Genomic DNA, 18,675 nt, shown 5'->3' with positions numbered 1-18,675 from the left:
GCCTCGGCGATCATCAAAGCGTCATTGGTGTGACCCAGTTCACGGTAGGATTCCTCTCAGACATTGCCCAGACACGGATGTCCGGGCAATCCGTTTGCGTGACGAGACCGTCACCGATCCCCTGGAGGAACCATGAAACGACGCTCGAGCCTGGCCATTGTGGCAGCCGGCGCCATGCTCGCCCTGTCCGCCTGCGGCGGCGGAGGCGATTCCGAACCTGCAGCGACCGCCGAAGGCGGAGTCCCCCTGGTCAAGGAAGGCAAACTGACCACCTGCACCCATCTGTCCTACCAGCCGTTCCAGTTCGAGAAGGACGGCGAGGTCGTCGGCTTCGACGTCGACATCGTCGATGCCGTGGCGAAGAAGCTCGGCGTCGAGCAGGAGATCATCAACACCTCGTTCGAGACGATCACTTCGGGCGCGGAGTTCAACCAAAGCAAGTGCGATGTCGCGGCAGCGGCAACGACGATCACTCCTGAACGCGAAGAGGCCACGGACTTCTCCGAGCCGTACTTCGATGCGAATCAGGCGATCCTGACGAAGGCCGACAAGACTGCGAAAGACGAAAAGGCGCTCAAGGGCTTCAAGATCGCAGCTCAGGCCGGAACCACGGGACTCGACTACGCGACCGAGCACTTCAAGGACTCCGAGGTCATCACCTACGAAGATCTGCCGCTCTCACTTGAAGCGCTCAAGACCGGTCAGGTCGACGCCGTGGTCAATGACAACGGGGTGCTCTACAACTACAACACCGAGAACAAGGGCTTCGCGGTCGGCTTCGACATCAAGACCGACGAGCACTACGGCATCTCGATGAAGAAGGGCAACACCGAGATGAAGAAGGCCGTGGACGACACGATCAAAGAGATCAAGGGCAACGGCGAGTACGACAAGATCTACAAGAAGTGGTTCGGCGACGCACCGAAGTGACCACTTGCGAATGGGCGGCCGGCTGCGATCTGTCATTGCAGCGGGCCGCCCGTTCGGCTGAGTTCTACCAACCTGCCTGAGTCCCAACCGACACTCACGGCACGCACCCCGGCGGACACCCCCGCCACAGCTTTTCGAAGGACAACCATGTCAGTTCCCACAGCGAGCGAGGACGGCCGCCAGACCGGCCCTGCCGTCCCGGCCGCCACCGCCACTCCGAAGGCCAAGATGAGCAAACGCCAGAAGGCGAAGCTCTCCCGTGGCATCCAATACGCCATCCTCGTCGTCATCGCGGTCCTCGTCGCGGTCTTCGCCGACTGGCCGACGCTCATCGATTCCTTCGGCCGCATCGACATCGCCACGGGCATGTTCCCTGACGTCATCACGATGGCCTTGAAGAACACCGTGGTCTACACGTTCCTCGGCTTCGCCCTCGGCCTTGTCATCGCGTTGTTCGTCGCGCTCATGCGCCTGTCCTCCGTTGGTGTCTATCGCTGGCTGGCGACGATCTACATCGAGTTCTTCCGCGGACTGCCGGCCCTCGTCGTCTTCCTCGTTTTGGGATTCGGCATGCCTGTGGCCTTTCCCGGTTTCAATCTGCCGCAGCTCATCATCATCATGATCGCCCTCGGCCTCGTCTCCTCGGCGTATATGGCCGAGACGATCCGCGCCGGCATCCAGGCGGTGCCGAAAGGTCAGATCGAAGCCGCCCGGTCACTCGGCATGTCCTCGTCACGTGCGATGTTCACGATCGTCCTGCCGCAGGCGATGCGCATCATCCTCCCGCCGCTGACGAACGAGCTCATCCTGCTCGCGAAGGACTCGTCCCTGGCCTACATCCTCGGCTCCTCGGTCGACGGCCGTGAGCTCGCGGCACTCGGCCGCGCCGAGATCGTCAACACCGCGAACCTCACCCCGTTCATCGTCATCGCGCTGTGCTACCTCATTATCACGATCCCGCTGTCGTATCTGTCGCGGGTGCTCGAGCGCAAATACGGTTCCGCCGATTCAGGAGTGAAATGATGACCACCACCTCGCACGCGTCGACAAAGACGCCGATCATCGCGATCCGCAACCTCCAGAAGAGCTTCGGCACGAACCAGGTCCTCACCGACATCAACCTCGACGTCGTCAAAGGTGAGGTCGTCTGCGTCATCGGCCCCTCGGGCTCAGGCAAGTCGACGATGCTCCGATGCATCAACACGCTCGAGACTCCAACCGGCGGCTCGATCGTCGTCGACGGCATGGACATGACCGACCTCGATCTCGACATCGATGCCGCCCGCACCCGCATCGGCATGGTCTTCCAGTCCTTCAACCTCTTCGCCCACCTCACCGTGCGCGAGAACCTCACGATCGCACAGACGAAGGTCCTCAAGCGATCGAAGGCCGAGGCCAACAAGGTCGCCGAGGCGAACCTCGCGAAGGTCGGGCTGTCCGAGAAGATGGAGGCCAAGCCCGGTTCGCTCTCCGGCGGTCAGCAGCAGCGCGTGGCGATCGCCCGGGCACTGAGCATGGACCCCGACGTCATGCTCTTCGACGAGCCGACTTCGGCGCTGGATCCGGAGACCGTCGGTGACGTCCTCCAGGTCATGCGCAACCTCGCCGAGGCGGGAATGACGATGGTCGTCGTCACCCACGAGATGGAGTTCGCCCGGCAGGTCGCTGACCGCGTGGTCTTCATGGACGGCGGAGTCGTCGTCGAGGCTGGACCTGCCAAGGACGTCATCGGCAATCCGCAGGAGCAGCGGACGAAGGACTTCCTCTCCCGCGTCCTCCACCCCGGCCAGCTAGGGTAGCCGCCGGTCCTACTTCAGAGCGTGAAGCCGGCGGGGAACGGGTCGCTGGGGTCGAGCATGAACTGCGAGGTCGCGGTCAGCCAGGCGCTGCCGGTGATCGTCGGCACCACAGCCACATGTTCGCCGACTCTCGTCTCCTCGACGAGGCGTCCGGTGAACGAGGTGCCGATGAAGCACTGATTGACGAAATCCGTGTTCAGGCCCAACTGCCCACGGGCATGCCGGACGGCCATGAGCGCGCTCGTCCCGGTACCACCGGGCGACCGATCGAGCCAGCCGGGATAATTGATGAGCACATGGCGGGCATCCGGCACTTCTCCATTGGGCCCGGGCTCCGTCGGCGGCGTCAGGAACACGACGTGCTCGCAGCCGCGGAATCCGGTCACCGGATGCACGGGGTCGAGCTGTTCGTTGACCGCAGCCATGATCTCGCGACCAGCGGAGATGAAGTCCTCAGCCCGGTCGCGCTCGAACGGGATGTCGACGTCGGCGGCGGAGACGAAGGCGTAGAAGTTCCCGCCGAAGCCGATGTCGCAGGCGATCGTCCCTCGCCCGGGCACCTCGACGGTCTGGTCGAGGACATGCGCATACGAGGGAACGTTGACGATGGTCACCGACTCGGCGCGACCGTCCCGGACGACCACCTCGGCGGTGATGAGCCCGATCGGAGCGTCGAGACGCACGGTCGTCACGGGTTCGACGACGGGCACCATGCCTGTCTCGACGAGCACGGTCGCCACAGCGATCGTGCCGGCCCCGCACATCGGCAGCACGCCGGTGACCTCGATGAAGAGCACTCCCCAGTCCGCGTCGGCACGGGTCGGCGGCTGCAGGATCGCTCCCGAGAGCCACCCGTGGCCGCGGGGTTCGCACATGAGGAAGGTCCGCAGATCGTCGGAGTTCTCGATGAACCACTCCCGGCGTTCGGCCATGGACTCACCGGGGAGTGGCCCCACTCCCCCGGTGACGACGCGGACGGGCAGCCCCTCGGTGTGGGCTTCGACGGTCTGGATGAGACGGTTGGTCTGCACGGTCGATCTCGCTCAGCTCTCCAGGACCTCTTTGAGGATGACGCGGTAGCCCTGGCGGGAGTCGTAGCCGTGGATCTCTCGGGTGTCGAGCGCGGACATGAAGTCGAGCACCTCGGCGGTGATGACCTGTCCGGGCACGAGCACCGGGAACCCGGGCGGGTACGGGGTGACAAATCCGGCTGAGACCGGCTGTTCCCCGTTCTCGACGCGGCGTCGCAGCTCATGCGGCAGCACGTGCTCGATGTTCTGCCGGCGCAGACCCGCATAGTAGGCGGTGCGCAGGTCGCCGTCGGGCAGCTGCTTCGACGGGTCGTCGGCGGGCACCTCGGCCGCGTAGTCGGGGGCGAAGGCCGAGAAGTCCGGCAGCGGGGGCATCACCGCGGCGGGTTCGGTCAGCGCATCCTGTTCCTGGAGTTCGTGCGGGTCGGTGAACTTCCCCGCCAGTTTGACCAGCACCTCGATGAGGTAGGCGACGGCCGAGCGTGAGGTGCCGATGTTCGTCATGAACAGCACCGTGTTCCGGCTCGTCTTATTCACCTGGATGCCGTAGCGGTCCATGAGGTGTTCGTGCTTGAACGTGTCCCCGTCGACTCCCGTGCCCGAGATCTCGACGGTGATGCGGCTGGGATCGACGACGAATTCGTCGCGGACCCAGGCGTCCCACATCGTCGACAGTCCATCGCGCAGCGGCATCGTCCGTTCGGTGACCCGGTACTCCTCGGGGATGAGATCGGCGGCTGTGAGCACCTTGAACGTCTTCTTCAGCAGCGGGTGACGCGCGATCGCCGAGGACAGGCTCATCGCCAGGTCGAGCTGCTTCTGCACGAGCGCGAAGCCCTCCATCTCCACCTGCCTGCGGCCGAGGTCGAGGGAGGCGAGGATCTGGTAGTTCGGCGACGTCGAGGTGTGGGTCATGTACGCCTCGTGGAAGGCCTCCTCGGCGCCGGTGGAGAACTCCTGATCGTAGACGTGGATCATCGATCCCTGGCGCAGCGCGGTCAGCGTCTTGTGCGTCGACTGGGTCGCGTACACGCGGATCGTCGCATCCGGCGGGGGCAGCAGGTCCTCCTCCAGCCACACCGAATCGGGGGCGGGGGCACCGGTCTCGGGATCGAACAGGCGCTTCTGCTGCTCCCGGTACGCCGCGGCGTGGGCGTTGGTGGCGAGGTTCTCCTCGAGGGTCTCCGCGGCGACCATGGCGGTGCGCTTGCGGGTGACCGGGTGGAACCGGGCGAAGGCGAACCACGCTTCGTCCCAGAGGAAGACGAGGTCGGGTTTGATCGCCAGGCATTCTGACATGACCTTGTAGGGGTCGTAGACGATTCCGTCGAAGGTGCAGTTGGTCAGGGTGATCATCCGCACCTCGTCGAGGCGGCCGGCGGCCCGGTAGTCGAGCAGCAGCTGCTTGATCCTGTTCAGCGGCACCGCCCCGTAGAAGGCGACGTCGTTGAGCGGGTATGCCTCGAGGTAGGCGGTGCGGGCTCCGGTGAGCATGAGCGCATGGTGGTGGGACTTGTGGCAGTTGCGGTCGACCATGACGGCCTCGTCGGGTGAGACGACGGCCTGATGGACGATCTTGTTCGCCGTCGACGTGCCGTTCGTGACGAAGTACGTGCGCTTGGCACCGTACGCGCGGGCGGCCAGCGACTGCGCCTTCTTCAGCGTGTGGACCGGTGCCAGCAGGGAATCGAGCTCACCGGAGGTGGCACTGGATTCGGCGAGCAGCAGGTTGAGTCCGTAGAAGTCGACGAAATCGCCGATCCACTTCGACCCGACGACGGAGCCGCCGCGGGAGACGGGCAGCGCATGGAAGACACCGGCCGGACGGCGGGCGTGCTCACGGATCGCGTCGAAGAACGGAGTGTCGTAGAGGTGCTGGATGCGGCGCAGCAGGGACAGATGGAGTTCGAACTGGTCCTCGCGGCGGAAGACGCGACGGAACCGGTGGGTCAGAGCACCTGCGAGGCTTTCGATATGGGCACCGGCCATGAGGTAGAGGTCGAGTTCGGGGCGCAGATTCGCCAGGGTGTCGGCCAGCCGCAGCACCCGGCGCACCGAATTGAGCGGGCTCATCGGCGCCGTCGGCGATTCCTTCGTCGAGGTGTGCGCGAACTCGATGGAATCGCGCAGGTCACGACTGAGCACCTCGCGGGTGTTGTCGGTGAAACCGGGGCGGATGACGCAGGCGAGCAGGTTCGGGTTCGTCAGGGCCGCCGCCACCGCATCGTCGGCGGTGGGCACGATGACGTAGTCGTAGATGAACTGGTCGGAGGCGTTGCGGAGTTTGAGCAGGTCCGTGTGCAGCTCATCGCGGCCACCCTCGGTGGTCTCGTCGACGATGAGGACCTCGAAGCGAGGACGGGTGTCCTGCCGATCCTTGAGTTCGGCGCGCTCATCCTCGGTGAGATCGTCTTCACCGGTATCGGGCACGGTGGTGCCCCGGAGCCGGTTCACCGCACGTGTGATCATGTCGTGTGCCCGGTCGAATTCGCCGTTCGAGAGCAGGTCGGTGATCTCCTCGACATAGCGCTGACCGAAACCTGCCCAGTAGAGCTCGATCGTCTTCAGCGAACGCAGTGACCGCCACACTTCGCCGTCTTCGGCGATCATCGAGAAGTCCCCGCCGCTGACGGCCAGGCGTTTGATCGCGAACTTCAGATACTCCCACGCATCCGAACGCAGCCGCCACGTGCTCGCCGGCATTCCCGGATCCCGCTCGAGCTGCGCCCGGCGCGGCGTCGAGGGGGCTCCTGCCCGACCGTGCCTGCGGCCGCCGCCGAGGTCGGTGGGCTCAAACTCCTGCGCCGTTGCCTGGTCGGAGTCGATTCCGGTCATGCGAGAGCCTCCTGGCTGTCAGTCTCAGTCCCCACCCCGGTCCGGTGCGGATTTCCTGCTCACGGGCTCAGTCGGCGGACCGTACTGATTCCGTTGTTGCACGATCATACGACCTCACAGTTTCGAATGGGCAGGGTGGTGGGCAGTTGAGACAACCACAGGAGGCGAAATGATGATAAGCATGGGATATGGACACCTCCGCGTCTCTTTCTGCAGGTCATCTCATCGTCGAGGAACTCGAAGCGCACGGAGTCACTCGCACCTATCTGGTTCCCGGCGAGTCGTATCTCGACGTCATCGACGGTCTCCGCGATTCGTCTATCACCCCGATCGTCTGCCGCCAGGAGGGCGGGGCCGCATATATGGCCGTCGCCGAGGGGCGGATGACCGGAGTGCCTGGAATCGCCATGGTCACGCGTGGTCCCGGTGCGGCGAACGTCAAGGTCGGCGTCCACACCGCGTACCAGGATGCGACCCCGCTCGTCGTCTTCGTCGGCCTCATCCCCACCGATCATCGCGGCCGCGAATCCTTCCAGGAATTCGACCTGGACGGCTGGTTCTCCTCGACCGCGAAGAAGGTGCTCACCCTCGATGATCCCGATAAGGCCGCCGAGGTGGTCGTCAACGCCATGCACACCGCCGTGACCGGGCGGCCCGGTCCCGTCATCGTCGGTCTGCCCGAAGAGGTCCTCGTCCGCCCGAGTTCGGGGACGGTGCTGCCCCCTCGCGTGCACGGCTCGGCCTCACCGTATGCCGGGGACGTCACGGAGCTGCGTGCCCGCATCACCGCCGCCGACCGTCCCGTGCTCATCATCGGCGGCGAGGACTGGTCGCCGTCGACCTCGCGGCGCATCGCCCAATGGTCACGCGACCGCGGCCTCGGGGTGCTCGGCACCTTCCGCGCCTATGACGGCATCGACCACGACAGTCCGAACTTCCTCGGCATCTTGGGCTACGGTGCGTCCCCCGTGGCCAAGCGCACCCTCGCCGAGGCGGACCTGCACATCTTCTTGGGCTGTGTCCGCACCGATGTGGCCACCGACGGGTTCAGCAACGGCGTCGACCAGCGCACCGTCGTCATCGGCCCCGATGCCGATGCGCACGGCCACTTCGGTCGTCTCGATCAGCACATCGTCACCTCGGTCGGCCGGTTCGCCCAGTCCCTGTTCACCGAGGAGGGCACCCGCACGTATTCGGTGTCCTCCGACGGCTCGATCGACGAACCGCCGCTCGGCGATGCCCTGTCCGAGGCCGCCGGGGATGCCGTGCCGCTGCCGGCCTGGGTCGCCGAGTCCCGGGCCGAACTCGAGGCGTGGCGGAAACCGCAGGTGGCAGGCTCGGGGTCGGCCGCCTCGGCGGGATTCGTCGACATGGACGAAGCATTCGTCCATGTGCAGGACCTGCTGCCGGACGACGCGATCATCACCTACGGGGCGGGGAACTTCTCCGGCTGGGCGACCAGGTTCCTGCCCACGCACGGGTTCCCCTCGGCGCTGGGCCCGCGCAACGGATCGATGGGATTCGGCCTGCCTGCTGCGGTCGCCGCCGCCCTCGTCCATCCGGAACGGACGGTGTTCTGCATCGCCGGCGACGGAGATTTCCTCATGAACGGGCAGGAGATGGCCACGGCCGTCCAGTACGGCACGGACATCACCGTCGTGCTCAACGACAATTCGGTCTACGGCACGATCCGAGGTCATCAGGACCGCGAATATCCGGGCCGGGCCACGGCCACGGCCCTGCAGAACCCGGATTTCGCAGCCATGGCCACGGCCTTCGGCGGGCTCGGCATCCGCGTCGAACGCACCGAGGATTTCCGGGACGCGTTCGACCGGGCGCTGGCACACAAGGGGCTCTCGCTCGTCCACTGCATCACGGATCCGGCCGTTCGCGGGGCGCGCCTGCCGTGAACTCAGCAGCGGCCCGCCGTGAACGGTGGGGCAGCAGTCGTGCGAATCTGACTAAGGTGGCGGTATGAGAATCGACGCGATCTTCACCGACCTCGATGCATTTACGCTGGATCCGACGCGCCCGCGGGCGCAGAAGATCGGGGTGTGGGGCAACCGGATCATCGGCTTCGACGAGGAGCTCGACGGCATCGATGCCGATCGTGTCGAGTCCCTGAGCGGGGCGACTGTGCTGCCGGGCTTCAACGACGTCCACTGCCACACGACCTGGTTCGGTCTCACCCTGGCCTCGGTCGATGTCACGGCGCTGCCCGGCGGTCTGCCCGATGTGTATGCCGCACTCGAGAAGGCCGCGGCGACGACTCCGTCCGGGGAATGGATCGAAGCCACGGGGTATGCCCACCGTGACTACGACGGGCAGTATCCGGACCTGGCCAGACTCGACGAGATCACCGGGGACCGCCCCCTGTTCATGCGGCAGACGTCCGGTCATGCCGCGATCGCCAACACCGAGGCGATGCGTCGGGCGGGGATTCTGGACCCCGGTTTCGAGGAGCCGGTCGGCGGCAAGGTCGTGCGTGACGCGGCCGGACATCCGACGGGGCTGATCGAAGAGACCGCGCAGACTCTGGTGCAGGATCTCATCCGCCCGTATTCGCTCGACACCGTCGTCGACGCCCTCGATCTCGCGACGGCCTACTACGCGAAGGAAGGCATCACGTCCTTCGGCGAATGCGGAATCGCCTACGGCTGGATCGGCCACTCACCCATCGAAATCAGCGGTTACCTGCGAGCCCGCGAAGAGGGCAAGCTCCGGGCGCGGGCTCAGCTCATGCCGCAGGCCGACGGGCTGCACCCGATCGCGGCGAACTCCGCCGACGGGTTCGGCATCGGTCTGGATGCGGGACTGCGCACCGGCCTCGGCGATGATCTCATCTCGATCGGGCCTGTGAAGTTCTTCATGGACGGTGCCCTGTCCGGCGAAACCGCGGCACTGCGGGAGAACTACGCGGGCAAGGACCACCCCGGCTATCTGCAGGACGACGCCGAGGTGCTGCGTCAGCAGATCCTCGACACCTATGCCTCCGGCTGGTCGCTGGCAGTGCACGCCATCGGCGATGCCGCCGTGGATGCTGCGATCGCCAATATCGTGGAGGCGCAGAAGCGCTATGGCCGCCGGGCGGTGCCGAACCGGATCGAGCATGCCGCATTGGTCCATGACGAGCACCTGGCGACGCTGGCCGAACACGGTATCGTCGTCACCCCGCAGGCGGCGTTCGCCGACGGCATCGGGGACGGGATGAACGCTTCGCTCGGACCGGACCGCCGGCACCTGATCTACCGGGCGAAGTCGTTCGTCGAAGCGGGTGTGCCAATGGCCGGCAGCTCGGACCGACCGTGCGCCGACGGCAATGTGCTGCGCGGAATCGAAGCCTATGTCACCCGGAAGACCCGCGACGGGGACGTCATGGGTTCGGCGGCCGAAGCCCTAAGCGTCGATGAGGCGATCGCGGCCTACACGGTCGAGGCGGCGAAGGCCTCGGGTCAGGGCGCGGACAAGGGAACGCTGAGCCGAGGCAAGCTCGCCGACTTCGTCGCCCTGGAAACCCACCCGCGCAACGTCGCGGCGGACGAGATCGCAGCAATCCCGGTCCGCGCGACAATCCTCGGCGGCAACTACACCCACCAAACCCCCTAGTTACTACCTGACGGCGGCCCAGCAACCTCGCGCGAGGTTGCTGGGCCGCCGTCAGGTAGTAATTAGTGGGGGAAGTCTAAGTCGGTGAGGACCTTCTCGAAGACTCCGAGGCCGCGTTCGAGGTCCTCTTCGCTGATGTTGATCGGCGGGACCACGTGCAGCCGGTGGTAGTTGTTGAACGGGATGACGCCGTGTTCCTTCAGCGCCGCCACTACCGAGGCGACCTCAGGTGATCCTCCGCCGTAAGGGGCCAGCGGCTCCTTGGACTCCTTGTCCCAGACGAGCTCGATCGCCCAGAACGCTCCAGTGCCGCGGACCTCGCCGACGTGCTTCGAGTTCTCCGCGATCTGTCGCAGACGGGGCCCGATGATCGTCTCCCCGATGTGAGCGGCATGCTCGATCATGCCCTCCTCGGCCATCGCGTTGATCGTCGCGACCGCCGCGGCGCATGCCAGCGGATGCCCGGAGTAGGTCAGCCCGCCTGGGTAGACACGTTCGGCGAAGGTCTCGAAGATGTCGTCGCTGATGACGACACCGCCCAAGGGCACGTACCCGGAGTTCACGCCCTTGGCGAAGGTGATGAGGTCAGGGACGATGTCGAAGTGTTCGAAGGCGAACCACTTGCCCGAGCGTCCGAATCCGGCCATCACCTCGTCGGCGATGAGCACGATCCCGTGCTCGTCGCACAGCGCCCGCACACCCTGCATGTACTCGGGACTGGGCACCATGATGCCGGCAGTGCCGGGAATGGATTCGAGGATGATCGCGGCGATCGTCGCCGGACCTTCCAACTCGATGGTCCGACGCAGGTGCTGCAGTGCGCGCTCGGTCTCTTCAGCCTCGGTGGTCGCGTGGAATTCCGAGCGGTAGAGGAAGGGGCCGAAGAAGTGGACGATGCCCGATTCTCCGGTCTCGTTCTCCCACCGGCGCGGGTCACCGGTGACGTTGACGGCCGTCTGGGTTCCACCGTGGTAGGACCGGTAGCGGGAGAGGACCTTGCGCCGCCCGGTGTGCAGACGTGCCATGCGGATGGCGTGCTCGTTCGCATCGGCGCCGCCGTTGGTGAAGAACACGTGGTCGAGTCCTGACGGAGTGCGCTCGGTGATGAGCCGCGCAGCTTCGGAACGGGCCGCGTTGACCGTGGCCGGGCTGATCGTGCACAGCAGATCGGCCTGGTCCTTGATCGCCTGCACGACGGCCGGATGCTGGTGTCCGATGTTCGTGTTCACCAGCTGAGAGGAGAAGTCGAGGAACTCCCGACCCTCACCGTCGATGACCGTCGACCCCTGGGCGCGGGCGACGGTCGGCGGGTCGATGAGCCGCTGTGCCGACCACGAGTGGAAGACGTGCGCGCGGTCGAGTTCACGGGCTCGGGCGGATTCGTCCTTGAGCGCTGCGAGGTCGATCTCGCCTGGTTGGTGCACCATTGTCACCCTTTCACTGAAGTACCGGGATGAGCGCGGAATCCGCGCCCGTGGGGTCATCGTAGAACACATTCGACTACAGTGACGAGCATGTCTTACCGGACCATCGTCAGCCCCGTCGAAGCCGAGATCGAGATCAAGAGATCCCGTTTCCTCGCCCGTCTCTCCCCCGCCGCGGATGAGGCCGAGGCGAGGGCCGTCATCGCCGAGGCGCGCGCCGAGCATCCGAAGGCCCGCCACCATTGTTCGGCGTTCGTCCTCGACACCGATTCGCGCACTCAGCGCTTCAGCGATGACGGGGAACCGGCCGGCACCGCGGGCGCTCCGATCCTCGATGTCGTCACCGGTCATGATCTGACCTTCGTCGTCGCCGTCGTCACCCGGTATTTCGGGGGCACCCTGCTGGGCGCGGGCGGGCTGGTGCGCGCGTACGGTCAGGCCACCTCGGCGGCGGTGGATGCGGCGCGGATCGTCACCCGTCGTGAGCGCGTTCCGGTGTCCGCGCACGTCGACTATGCCCAGGCCAACGCCCTGGAGCGGGCGGCCGGGCACCGGGGATGGGCGACGCGGGCCGACTACGGAGGTGAGGTCGGACTCGACGTCCTGGTTCCCCTCGCCGAGGTGGCCGATGCCGTGGCGATGTACGCCGACCTCACCGCCGGTCGGGCAGAGCCCGAGATCGGTGAGGTCGAATGGGTATGAGGCCGGGGTTCGGCGCTCTCAGCGAGAGCTGATCAGTCGAGCGCGGCGATCTTCGCGACCTGGGCGTTCGTGAGCATGACGAGATCCTCAGGGCGGATCTCGATCTCGAGACCGCGACGACCCGCCGAGACGAACACTGTCGAATGATCGAGCGCGGTGCGGTCGACGACGACCGGCACGGCGTGGCGCTGCCCGAACGGAGAGACTCCGCCGACGGGGTAGCCGGTGCGGCGTTCGGTCTCGGCGACGCCGGACAGCTGGGCCTTCTTCGCTCCGCGAGCGGAGGCCAGGGCCTTGAGGTCGAGCTGACCGGAGACCGGGACGAGCGCGGTCACGGGCTGCCCGTCGACCTGGATCATCAGGGTCTTGAACACCTGGTCGGAGCTGACGCCGAGTTTGTCGGCGGCCTCCGAACCGTAACGGCGGGTGGCGGGGTCGTGGTCGAAACTGCGCAGGCTGTAGTCGATGCCTGCCAGGTTGAGCACTCGCACGGCCGGGGTCGCCGCGCTGGAAGTCTTGGATGCAACTGTCATAAGGGGGTAGTGCCTCCTGCCCGCAGGTCAGCGGGGCCAGGAGGCGCAGCTTTCACGACTCCGTGTCCCCGCATCGATACGGACGGAATGTTGTATCGGTGCTGATAGGTACCCGCCCACAATAGGCGAAGTAGGCTCGCGGACGCCAATTCCCGTGACGTCAAATGACCCGCTGGTAATCCCGTCGGCCCCTTCGGGCGGGGACGCTCACCCCCACCCGAGTTCGTGGAGTCGGTCGTCATCCAGCCCATAGAAATGGGCGATCTCATGGACGATGGTGATGACGATCTCCTCGCGCAGGTGATCGGCATCCTCGGCGAAGTCGATGAGGTTGTCACGATAGATGAAGATATTGTCGGGCATCTCGAACCCGGCGATCCCTCGCTCCCCGATCGGTGTGCCCTCATAGAAGCCGAGCAGGTGTCGATCACCGCTCTCCGGCCGGTCCTCGACGAACAGGGCGACATTGTCCAGCTGTTCGGTCACCCCGGCGGGCAGCAGATCCAGGGCTTCGCCGAGGATCGCGTCGAACTCCTCATCACTCAGGGCCTCCATGCCTCCCACTCTAGCGACTCCGATCCCTCCGCCGAGGCGGCCCTGCAGAGCGTCCGAAACCACCGTTTCCGTCGTGTGACTGAGGACACTCCTTTTCGTTTTGCATTCCGCGAATCGGGTGGGATAAGCTTAACGTCGTTGCCCACGGGGAATCCGAGGACAACCTGGGCCCCCATCGTCTAGAGGCCTAGGACACCGCCCTTTCACGGCGGCGACACGGGTTCGAATCCCGTTGGGGGTACGGTGTAAGATCGTAAGGTCTTCCATCACAACAGCAAGGCCCTGTGGCGCAGTTGGTTAGCGCGCCGCCCTGTCACGGCGGAGGTCGCGGGTTCGAGTCCCGTCAGGGTCGCGGAGCATAAGGTTCTTCTTCGGAAGAGCCTTTGTTTCTCTCGACATACTTATTGAGTATGTCGGCGGCTCGGCTCTGTAGCTCAGTTGGTAGAGCGTTCGACTGAAAATCGAAAGGTCACCGGATCGACGCCGGTCGGAGCCACAACACGGAAGCCCCGTCTCCCAGTCCTGGACTGGGAGACGGGGCTTCTTCGCGTCTGCGCGCACCTCTTGAAATCCGAATCAACTGGAGTAGGTTGAAGGTGAGTTCGATGACCCGCCCACGTCGTGGTGGTGCAGGGTGAAAGGAGAGCACGATGACGAACAATCCGACGATTCAGGAACTCAGCCACGAGGACAGGGCTTTCCCACCCCCTGCGGACTTCGCCGCGAATGCGAATGCCCAGGCTGTCGAATACGAGAAGGCGGCCGCCGACCGCATCGGCTACTGGGAGGAGCAGGCTCGGCGCATCACCTGGGAGACCCCCTTCGACACGGTCCTCGACTGGTCGGAGAAGCCTTTCGCGAAGTGGTTCGCAGGCGGCAAGCTCAATGCCGCGTACAACTGCGTCGACCGTCACGTCGAGAACGGTCTCGGCGATCGTGTGGCCTACTACTTCGAGGGCGAATCCGGCGACACCCGCACCATCAGGTACTCCGATCTGCTGCGCGAGGTTTCGAAGGCCGCAAATGCCCTCACCGAACTCGGGGTCAAGACCGGCGACCGCGTCGCCATCTACATGCCGATGATCCCGGAGACGGTGTTCGCGAAGCTCGCCTGCGCCCGCCTCGGTGCCCCGCACACGGTCATCTTCGGCGGATTCTCCGCCTCGGCGATCGCCGACCGCGTCAAGGACTGCGGAGTCGAATTCGTCATCACCGCAGACGGCGGCTATCGCAAGGGCAAGCCCTCGGGTCTCAAATCCGTCGTCGATGAGGCGATGGAGGACTGCCCCGAGGTGCGCAATGTCCTCGTCGTCCGCCGCACCGGCCAGGACGTGGACTGGAACGGCGACCGTGATCTGTGGTGGCACGAGGTCGTCGATCGGCAACCGGAGACGCACACTCCGGAGGCCTTCGATTCCGAGCATCCGCTCTACATCATGTACTCCTCGGGCACGACCGGAAAGCCCAAGGGCATCATGCACACCACAGGCGGCTACCTCGTCGGCGCTTCCTTCACCCACTGGGCGGTCTTCGACATCAAACCCGAGACGGACGTCTACTGGACGGCCGCAGACATCGGCTGGGTGACCGGCCATTCGTACATCGTCTACGGTCCGCTGGCCAATGGGGCCACCTCGGTGCTCTATGAGGGCACCCCGGACACACCGCACCGGGGCCGGTGGTGGGAGATCGTGCAGAAGTACAAGGTCTCCATCCTCTACTGCGCCCCCCACGGCCATCCGGTCGTTCATGAAATGGGGCCGCGACATCCCCGCGCAGTACGACCTGTCCAGCCTGCGTCTACTCGGCAGCGTCGGTGAGCCGATCAATCCCGAAGCGTGGATGTGGTACCGCGAGCAAATCGGCGGGAACCGCTGCCCCGTCGTCGACACCTGGTGGCAGACGGAGAACGGCAGCATCCTCATCAGCCCCCTGCCGGGCGTGACCGAGACGAAGCCGGGCTCGGCGATGCGCCCGCTGCCCGGCATCGTCGCCGACGTCTACGACGACGAGGGCAATTCGGTCGAGCCCGGAAACGGCGGCTATCTCGTCATCAAGGAGCCGTGGCCGTCGATGCTGCGCACCCTGTGGGGCGATGAGGAACGGTTCAAGAAGACCTACTGGTCGCAGTACCCGGACGTGTACTTCGCCGGCGACGGGGCGAAGATCGACCGCGACGGTGATTTCTGGGTCCTCGGCCGCGTCGACGACGTCCTCAACGTCTCCGGTCACCGGATGTCGACCGCAGAGATCGAGTCCGCCCTCGTCGCACATCCGAAGGTCGCCGAGGCGGCCGTGGTCGGGGCTGCTGATGAGATGACGGGGCAGGCGATCGAGGCCTTCGTCATCCTCCGGGAGAGCGCGAACGACGGCGGGGACGATGTCGTGGGTGAGCTGCGAGGTCATGTGCGGTCCTCGATCGGACCGATCGCGACTCCCCGTTCGATCATGATCGTGCCCGATCTGCCGAAGACCCGGTCGGGCAAGATCATGCGTCGACTGCTCAAGGACGTGGCCGAGAATCGCGAGGTCGGCGATGTCACGACCCTCGCGGACTCCTCGGTGATGGACCTCATCCAGAAAGGCATGAAGGAGAGCTGAGCTCCCCGAGCGACAGGCGATTGGCCAACCCGCTCTTGCGTGACCCACGGCACACTGATGTACTGTTGAGTAACATCTCGTGAGGTCCGCTTGGGCGGGTTCTGCTCGCGAGGGACAGCACTGACGCCTAACTGCAAGGACGCATAGACATGACGCGTGGAACGAAGATCGCCGGCAACCGCATCCTCATCACAGGGGCCGGAAGCGGAATCGGCAGACTCATGGCTCTGGACGCGGCGGCTCGCGGCACAGCCGAGGTCATCATCTGGGACCTCTCGGACGAACGCGGGGACGCGGTACGCGCCGAGGTGGAGGCCGCAGGAACCAGGGCCCGCTCCTTCACCCTCAATGTCGGTGATGCCGACCAGGTTGCCGCCGCCGCCGAGCAGACCGGTCAGATCGACATCCTCGTCAACTGCGCCGGCATCGTCTCCGGCAAGAAGCTTCTCGACATGGAGGAGGCGGCGGTCCGTCGCCTCTACGACGTCAACACCTTCGCCCTGTACTGGACGACCCAGGCATTCCTGCCCGGAATGATCGAGCGGGATCGCGGCTCGGTGGTCACGATCGCCAGCGCTGCCGGCCTGACAGGAGTCGCTCGACAGACCGACTACTCGGCGAGCAAGTGGGCGGCGGTGGGCTTCACCGAATCACTGCGCGGAGAGCTGCGCGCCGACGGCAGCCGGGTCAACACACTCGCCGTCTGCCCCTTCTACATCAACACCGGCATGTTCAAGGGAGTGCAGACGAAGTTCCCGCGCCTGCTCCCGATCCTCGAAGAGAACGATGTGGCCACGCGCGTCCTCGACTCCATCGAATCCGGTCGTGAGCAGCTGGTCATGCCCTCGCTCGTCCGCCTGGTTCCGGGTGCCCGTCTCCTGCCGACCCGCGCGTTCGACAAGGTCATGGACTTCCTCGGTGTCAACCAGACGATGGACCACTTCACCGGCCGGACCGGTCCGGGCCAGAAGCACAGGTCACCGGAAGGAGACGAGCCGGTCACCGTCGCACGTCACTAGGCGGCACATCCTCGGCGCTGGTCCACAATGGAATCAGGGCGCGAAGGAAAGGAGCCGCCATGACGATGACCGATCTCGTTCTCGAGGGCGGCGGAGCGAAGCTGCCGGGACTGGTCGGCGCGGTCGACGCTCTCGCCGACGGCGGCTACGACTTCCACCGGATCGCCGGCACCTCGGCCGGGGCCATCGTCGGTGTGCTCACCGCGGCGGGCATCGGCCCGCAGACTCTGCGGCAGAAGGTCCTCGAACAGGATTTCACCGAGTTCGAGGACCTTTCTCCTGCCTTCCGCCTCGTCCCCTGGTTGGGGCGGGTGCAGGGACTGCTGCTGCACAAGGGAATGTATGTGGGGCAGGCACTCCATGACTTCCTCGCCTCGGCGTTGGCCGATCAGGGGGTGCGCACATGGGGTGACCTCAGGTTCGACGATCCGGACAGCGCAATCGGGTCGGAGCGATCGTATCGCCTCGTCGTCATCGTCTCCGACGTCTCCCGCGGCCGCATGCTCCGCCTCCCCTGGGACTACGAAGAGGCCCTCGGCGTCGATGCGGACAGTCAGTCCGTCGCCGAGGCGGTGTGCGCCTCGGCGGCCAGCCCGTTCTATTTCCGTCCGCGCGCTCTGCCCGCCCAGCCGAATGTGGCCGGTGGAGACTCCGTGCTCGGTGCCGACGGCGGACTGCTCTCGAACTTTCCCGTCGACATCTTCGACCGCAAGGATGCGCTGCCGGCACGCTGGCCGACCTTCGGCGTCATGCTCTCGGCCCGGCAGACCGCGGCCGCGGAATGGCGACCCAACGCGACGACCTTCCACTACGCGAAGTCCCTGCTGACCACCATGCTCAACGCACACGACCGGCGGCACATCGACGACCCTTCGGTGACCGAACGGACGGTGTTCGTCGACACGACCGGCCACAGCAGCACGGACTTCGCCCTGACGACGACCGACAAACTCGATCTCATCTCGTCAGGCCGAATGGCCGGAGAGAAGTTTCTGGCGCACTGGGACTGGTGGGACTGGAAGGACCGCTTCGACCGGAAATGATTCTGTCCCCCATGGCCTGCGACGGATCGACGTGTAAGAATGAGGGCCCGAACCTGATTGCGAGCGAAGGAGAGATCATGAGCGAGTTCGATTCGGACGCGACCGACCGGCTGGAAGACGACCCTATCCTCGACGATCCCGAACTCGACGAGCCGACGGGAGACGAACTGGACGATCCCGAGCTCGCTGCCGCCGAGGCCGAAGCCGACCAGGTCGACATCGACTCCGGCATCGACGATGAGCCCGCCGAGGCGCCCGTCGAGCCCGGCGCCGAAGGGCCGGAAGGCACGGGCATCGAAGGTGCCGACGATGCCCTCGTCGGCGACGCCGGCTGGGACGACGAGAACGAGGCTCCCGGCCTCTCCGACGAGTTCAACACCGATCAGTCACCTGCCGCGGAACAGGGCAATCGCGTCGGCGACGAGATGGTCTCCGACGACGATGACGAATTCGAAGTCGCCGAGCTCGATGGCGACGACCTCGATGTCGATGCCCTGGCCGACGACGGAACCGAAGAGGTCTCGGTCATCGACGGGATGCCAGAAGTCATCGACGACTCGTATCAGGAGGACTGAGCTCCACCCCCTCCGCTTGCGG

14 protein-coding genes, 3 tRNA genes and 1 pseudogene are annotated in these 18,675 nt (G+C 65.5%); 13 read left to right on the top strand and 5 right to left on the bottom strand.

Features of this window, described 5'->3' with window-relative positions; translation table 11 throughout:
* The first annotated feature begins 132 nt into the window (after window positions 1-132).
* The 3 genes from AC3CD9_RS00480 (at window position 133) to AC3CD9_RS00470 (ending at window position 2,729) form a co-directional block, all read left to right on the top strand.
* Window positions 133-930 carry a transporter substrate-binding domain-containing protein gene (locus tag AC3CD9_RS00480; protein ID WP_488365804.1) on the top strand — a complete coding sequence of 266 codons (798 nt, stop codon included), beginning with the start codon at window positions 133-135 and terminating at the stop codon, window positions 928-930.
* Window positions 931-1,158: 228 nt separating this feature from the next.
* A complete protein-coding gene (locus AC3CD9_RS00475) occupies window positions 1,159-1,953 on the top strand; it encodes an amino acid ABC transporter permease (RefSeq protein ID WP_139469379.1) in 795 nt (264 codons plus the stop codon).
* Window positions 1,950-2,729 carry an amino acid ABC transporter ATP-binding protein gene (locus AC3CD9_RS00470; protein ID WP_488365803.1) on the top strand — a complete coding sequence of 260 codons (780 nt, stop codon included), beginning with the start codon at window positions 1,950-1,952 and terminating at the stop codon, window positions 2,727-2,729. Before AC3CD9_RS00475 ends, AC3CD9_RS00470 begins: the two co-directional genes overlap by 4 nt.
* Before the next feature lie 14 nt (window positions 2,730-2,743).
* Here the strand turns inward: AC3CD9_RS00470 and AC3CD9_RS00465 are convergent, their stop codons facing one another.
* Together AC3CD9_RS00465 and AC3CD9_RS00460 are read right to left on the bottom strand one after the other, a co-directional pair.
* Window positions 2,744-3,760, bottom strand: coding sequence for a proline racemase family protein (locus tag AC3CD9_RS00465; RefSeq protein ID WP_488365802.1), 1,017 nt, complete (start codon window positions 3,758-3,760; stop codon window positions 2,744-2,746).
* Between the two features lie 12 nt (window positions 3,761-3,772).
* The gene (locus AC3CD9_RS00460) at window positions 3,773-6,595 is read right to left on the bottom strand and encodes an aminotransferase class I/II-fold pyridoxal phosphate-dependent enzyme (RefSeq protein WP_488365800.1); all 2,823 of its coding nucleotides are present in this window, start codon (window positions 6,593-6,595) and stop codon (window positions 3,773-3,775) included.
* Between the two features lie 188 nt (window positions 6,596-6,783).
* Here AC3CD9_RS00460 and AC3CD9_RS00455 point away from each other — a divergent pair, with 188 nt between their 5' ends.
* Window positions 6,784-8,505, top strand: coding sequence for a thiamine pyrophosphate-dependent enzyme (locus AC3CD9_RS00455; protein ID WP_488365799.1), 1,722 nt, complete (start codon window positions 6,784-6,786; stop codon window positions 8,503-8,505).
* A gap of 64 nt (window positions 8,506-8,569) precedes the next feature.
* A complete protein-coding gene (locus tag AC3CD9_RS00450) occupies window positions 8,570-10,201 on the top strand; it encodes an amidohydrolase (RefSeq protein ID WP_488365798.1) in 1,632 nt (543 codons plus the stop codon).
* A 62-nt stretch (window positions 10,202-10,263) separates the two neighbouring features.
* Here AC3CD9_RS00450 and AC3CD9_RS00445 read toward each other — a convergent pair whose 3' ends face one another.
* Complete coding sequence (locus AC3CD9_RS00445; protein WP_488365797.1) at window positions 10,264-11,628, bottom strand: aminotransferase class III-fold pyridoxal phosphate-dependent enzyme; 1,365 nt, start codon at window positions 11,626-11,628, stop codon at window positions 10,264-10,266.
* Window positions 11,629-11,715: 87 nt separating this feature from the next.
* Here AC3CD9_RS00445 and AC3CD9_RS00440 point away from each other — a divergent pair, with 87 nt between their 5' ends.
* A complete protein-coding gene (locus tag AC3CD9_RS00440) occupies window positions 11,716-12,327 on the top strand; it encodes a YigZ family protein (protein WP_488365796.1) in 612 nt (203 codons plus the stop codon).
* A 32-nt stretch (window positions 12,328-12,359) separates the two neighbouring features.
* On the opposite strand, the gene ybaK is transcribed toward AC3CD9_RS00440, so the two are convergent.
* Both ybaK and AC3CD9_RS00430 read right to left on the bottom strand, forming a co-directional pair.
* The gene (gene ybaK / locus AC3CD9_RS00435) at window positions 12,360-12,860 is read right to left on the bottom strand and encodes a Cys-tRNA(Pro) deacylase (RefSeq protein WP_101546357.1); all 501 of its coding nucleotides are present in this window, start codon (window positions 12,858-12,860) and stop codon (window positions 12,360-12,362) included.
* 207 nt (window positions 12,861-13,067) lie between these two features.
* The gene (locus tag AC3CD9_RS00430) at window positions 13,068-13,415 is read right to left on the bottom strand and encodes a metallopeptidase family protein (protein ID WP_488365795.1); all 348 of its coding nucleotides are present in this window, start codon (window positions 13,413-13,415) and stop codon (window positions 13,068-13,070) included.
* A 168-nt stretch (window positions 13,416-13,583) separates the two neighbouring features.
* Here AC3CD9_RS00430 and AC3CD9_RS00425 point away from each other — a divergent pair.
* From AC3CD9_RS00425 to AC3CD9_RS00395, 7 genes and pseudogenes are all read left to right on the top strand, one after another.
* Window positions 13,584-13,656 (top strand) — tRNA-Glu (locus AC3CD9_RS00425).
* Window positions 13,657-13,693: 37 nt separating this feature from the next.
* Window positions 13,694-13,767: transfer RNA gene (locus tag AC3CD9_RS00420), tRNA-Asp, on the top strand.
* Between the two features lie 71 nt (window positions 13,768-13,838).
* Window positions 13,839-13,911 (top strand) — tRNA-Phe (locus AC3CD9_RS00415).
* Window positions 13,912-14,065: 154 nt separating this feature from the next.
* Window positions 14,066-16,016, top strand: a pseudogene (gene acs, locus AC3CD9_RS00410) (acetate--CoA ligase).
* 149 nt (window positions 16,017-16,165) lie between these two features.
* Window positions 16,166-17,035 carry an SDR family oxidoreductase gene (locus tag AC3CD9_RS00405; protein ID WP_488365793.1) on the top strand — a complete coding sequence of 290 codons (870 nt, stop codon included), beginning with the start codon at window positions 16,166-16,168 and terminating at the stop codon, window positions 17,033-17,035.
* Between the two features lie 59 nt (window positions 17,036-17,094).
* Window positions 17,095-18,078, top strand: a complete 984-nt coding sequence (locus AC3CD9_RS00400) for a patatin-like phospholipase family protein (protein ID WP_488365792.1) — start codon at window positions 17,095-17,097, stop codon at window positions 18,076-18,078.
* Between the two features lie 77 nt (window positions 18,079-18,155).
* The gene (locus AC3CD9_RS00395; protein ID WP_488365791.1) at window positions 18,156-18,653 is read left to right on the top strand and encodes a hypothetical protein; all 498 of its coding nucleotides are present in this window, start codon (window positions 18,156-18,158) and stop codon (window positions 18,651-18,653) included.
* The last annotated feature ends 22 nt before the right edge of the window (window positions 18,654-18,675 follow it).

It is taken from the genome of Brevibacterium sp. MGP-B1 (assembly GCF_057766545.1).
This window is presented reverse-complemented; position numbering and strand designations above follow the sequence as displayed.

Excerpts from the sequence above, each read along its gene's own strand:
- AC3CD9_RS00480 (WP_488365804.1), top strand. The coding sequence starts at position 133 with ATGAAACGACGCTCGAGCCTGGCCATTGTGGCAGCCGGCGCCATGCTC.
- AC3CD9_RS00475 (WP_139469379.1), top strand. The coding sequence starts at position 1,159 with ATGAGCAAACGCCAGAAGGCGAAGCTCTCCCGTGGCATCCAATACGCC.
- AC3CD9_RS00470 (WP_488365803.1), top strand. The coding sequence starts at position 1,950 with ATGATGACCACCACCTCGCACGCGTCGACAAAGACGCCGATCATCGCG.
- AC3CD9_RS00460 (WP_488365800.1), bottom strand. The coding sequence starts at position 6,595 with ATGACCGGAATCGACTCCGACCAGGCAACGGCGCAGGAGTTTGAGCCC.
- AC3CD9_RS00455 (WP_488365799.1), top strand. The coding sequence starts at position 6,784 with ATGGACACCTCCGCGTCTCTTTCTGCAGGTCATCTCATCGTCGAGGAA.
- AC3CD9_RS00450 (WP_488365798.1), top strand. The coding sequence starts at position 8,570 with ATGAGAATCGACGCGATCTTCACCGACCTCGATGCATTTACGCTGGAT.
- AC3CD9_RS00445 (WP_488365797.1), bottom strand. The coding sequence starts at position 11,628 with ATGGTGCACCAACCAGGCGAGATCGACCTCGCAGCGCTCAAGGACGAA.
- AC3CD9_RS00440 (WP_488365796.1), top strand. The coding sequence starts at position 11,716 with ATGTCTTACCGGACCATCGTCAGCCCCGTCGAAGCCGAGATCGAGATC.
- ybaK (WP_101546357.1), bottom strand. The coding sequence starts at position 12,860 with ATGACAGTTGCATCCAAGACTTCCAGCGCGGCGACCCCGGCCGTGCGA.
- AC3CD9_RS00430 (WP_488365795.1), bottom strand. The coding sequence starts at position 13,415 with ATGGAGGCCCTGAGTGATGAGGAGTTCGACGCGATCCTCGGCGAAGCC.
- AC3CD9_RS00405 (WP_488365793.1), top strand. The coding sequence starts at position 16,166 with ATGACGCGTGGAACGAAGATCGCCGGCAACCGCATCCTCATCACAGGG.
- AC3CD9_RS00400 (WP_488365792.1), top strand. The coding sequence starts at position 17,095 with ATGACGATGACCGATCTCGTTCTCGAGGGCGGCGGAGCGAAGCTGCCG.
- AC3CD9_RS00395 (WP_488365791.1), top strand. The coding sequence starts at position 18,156 with ATGAGCGAGTTCGATTCGGACGCGACCGACCGGCTGGAAGACGACCCT.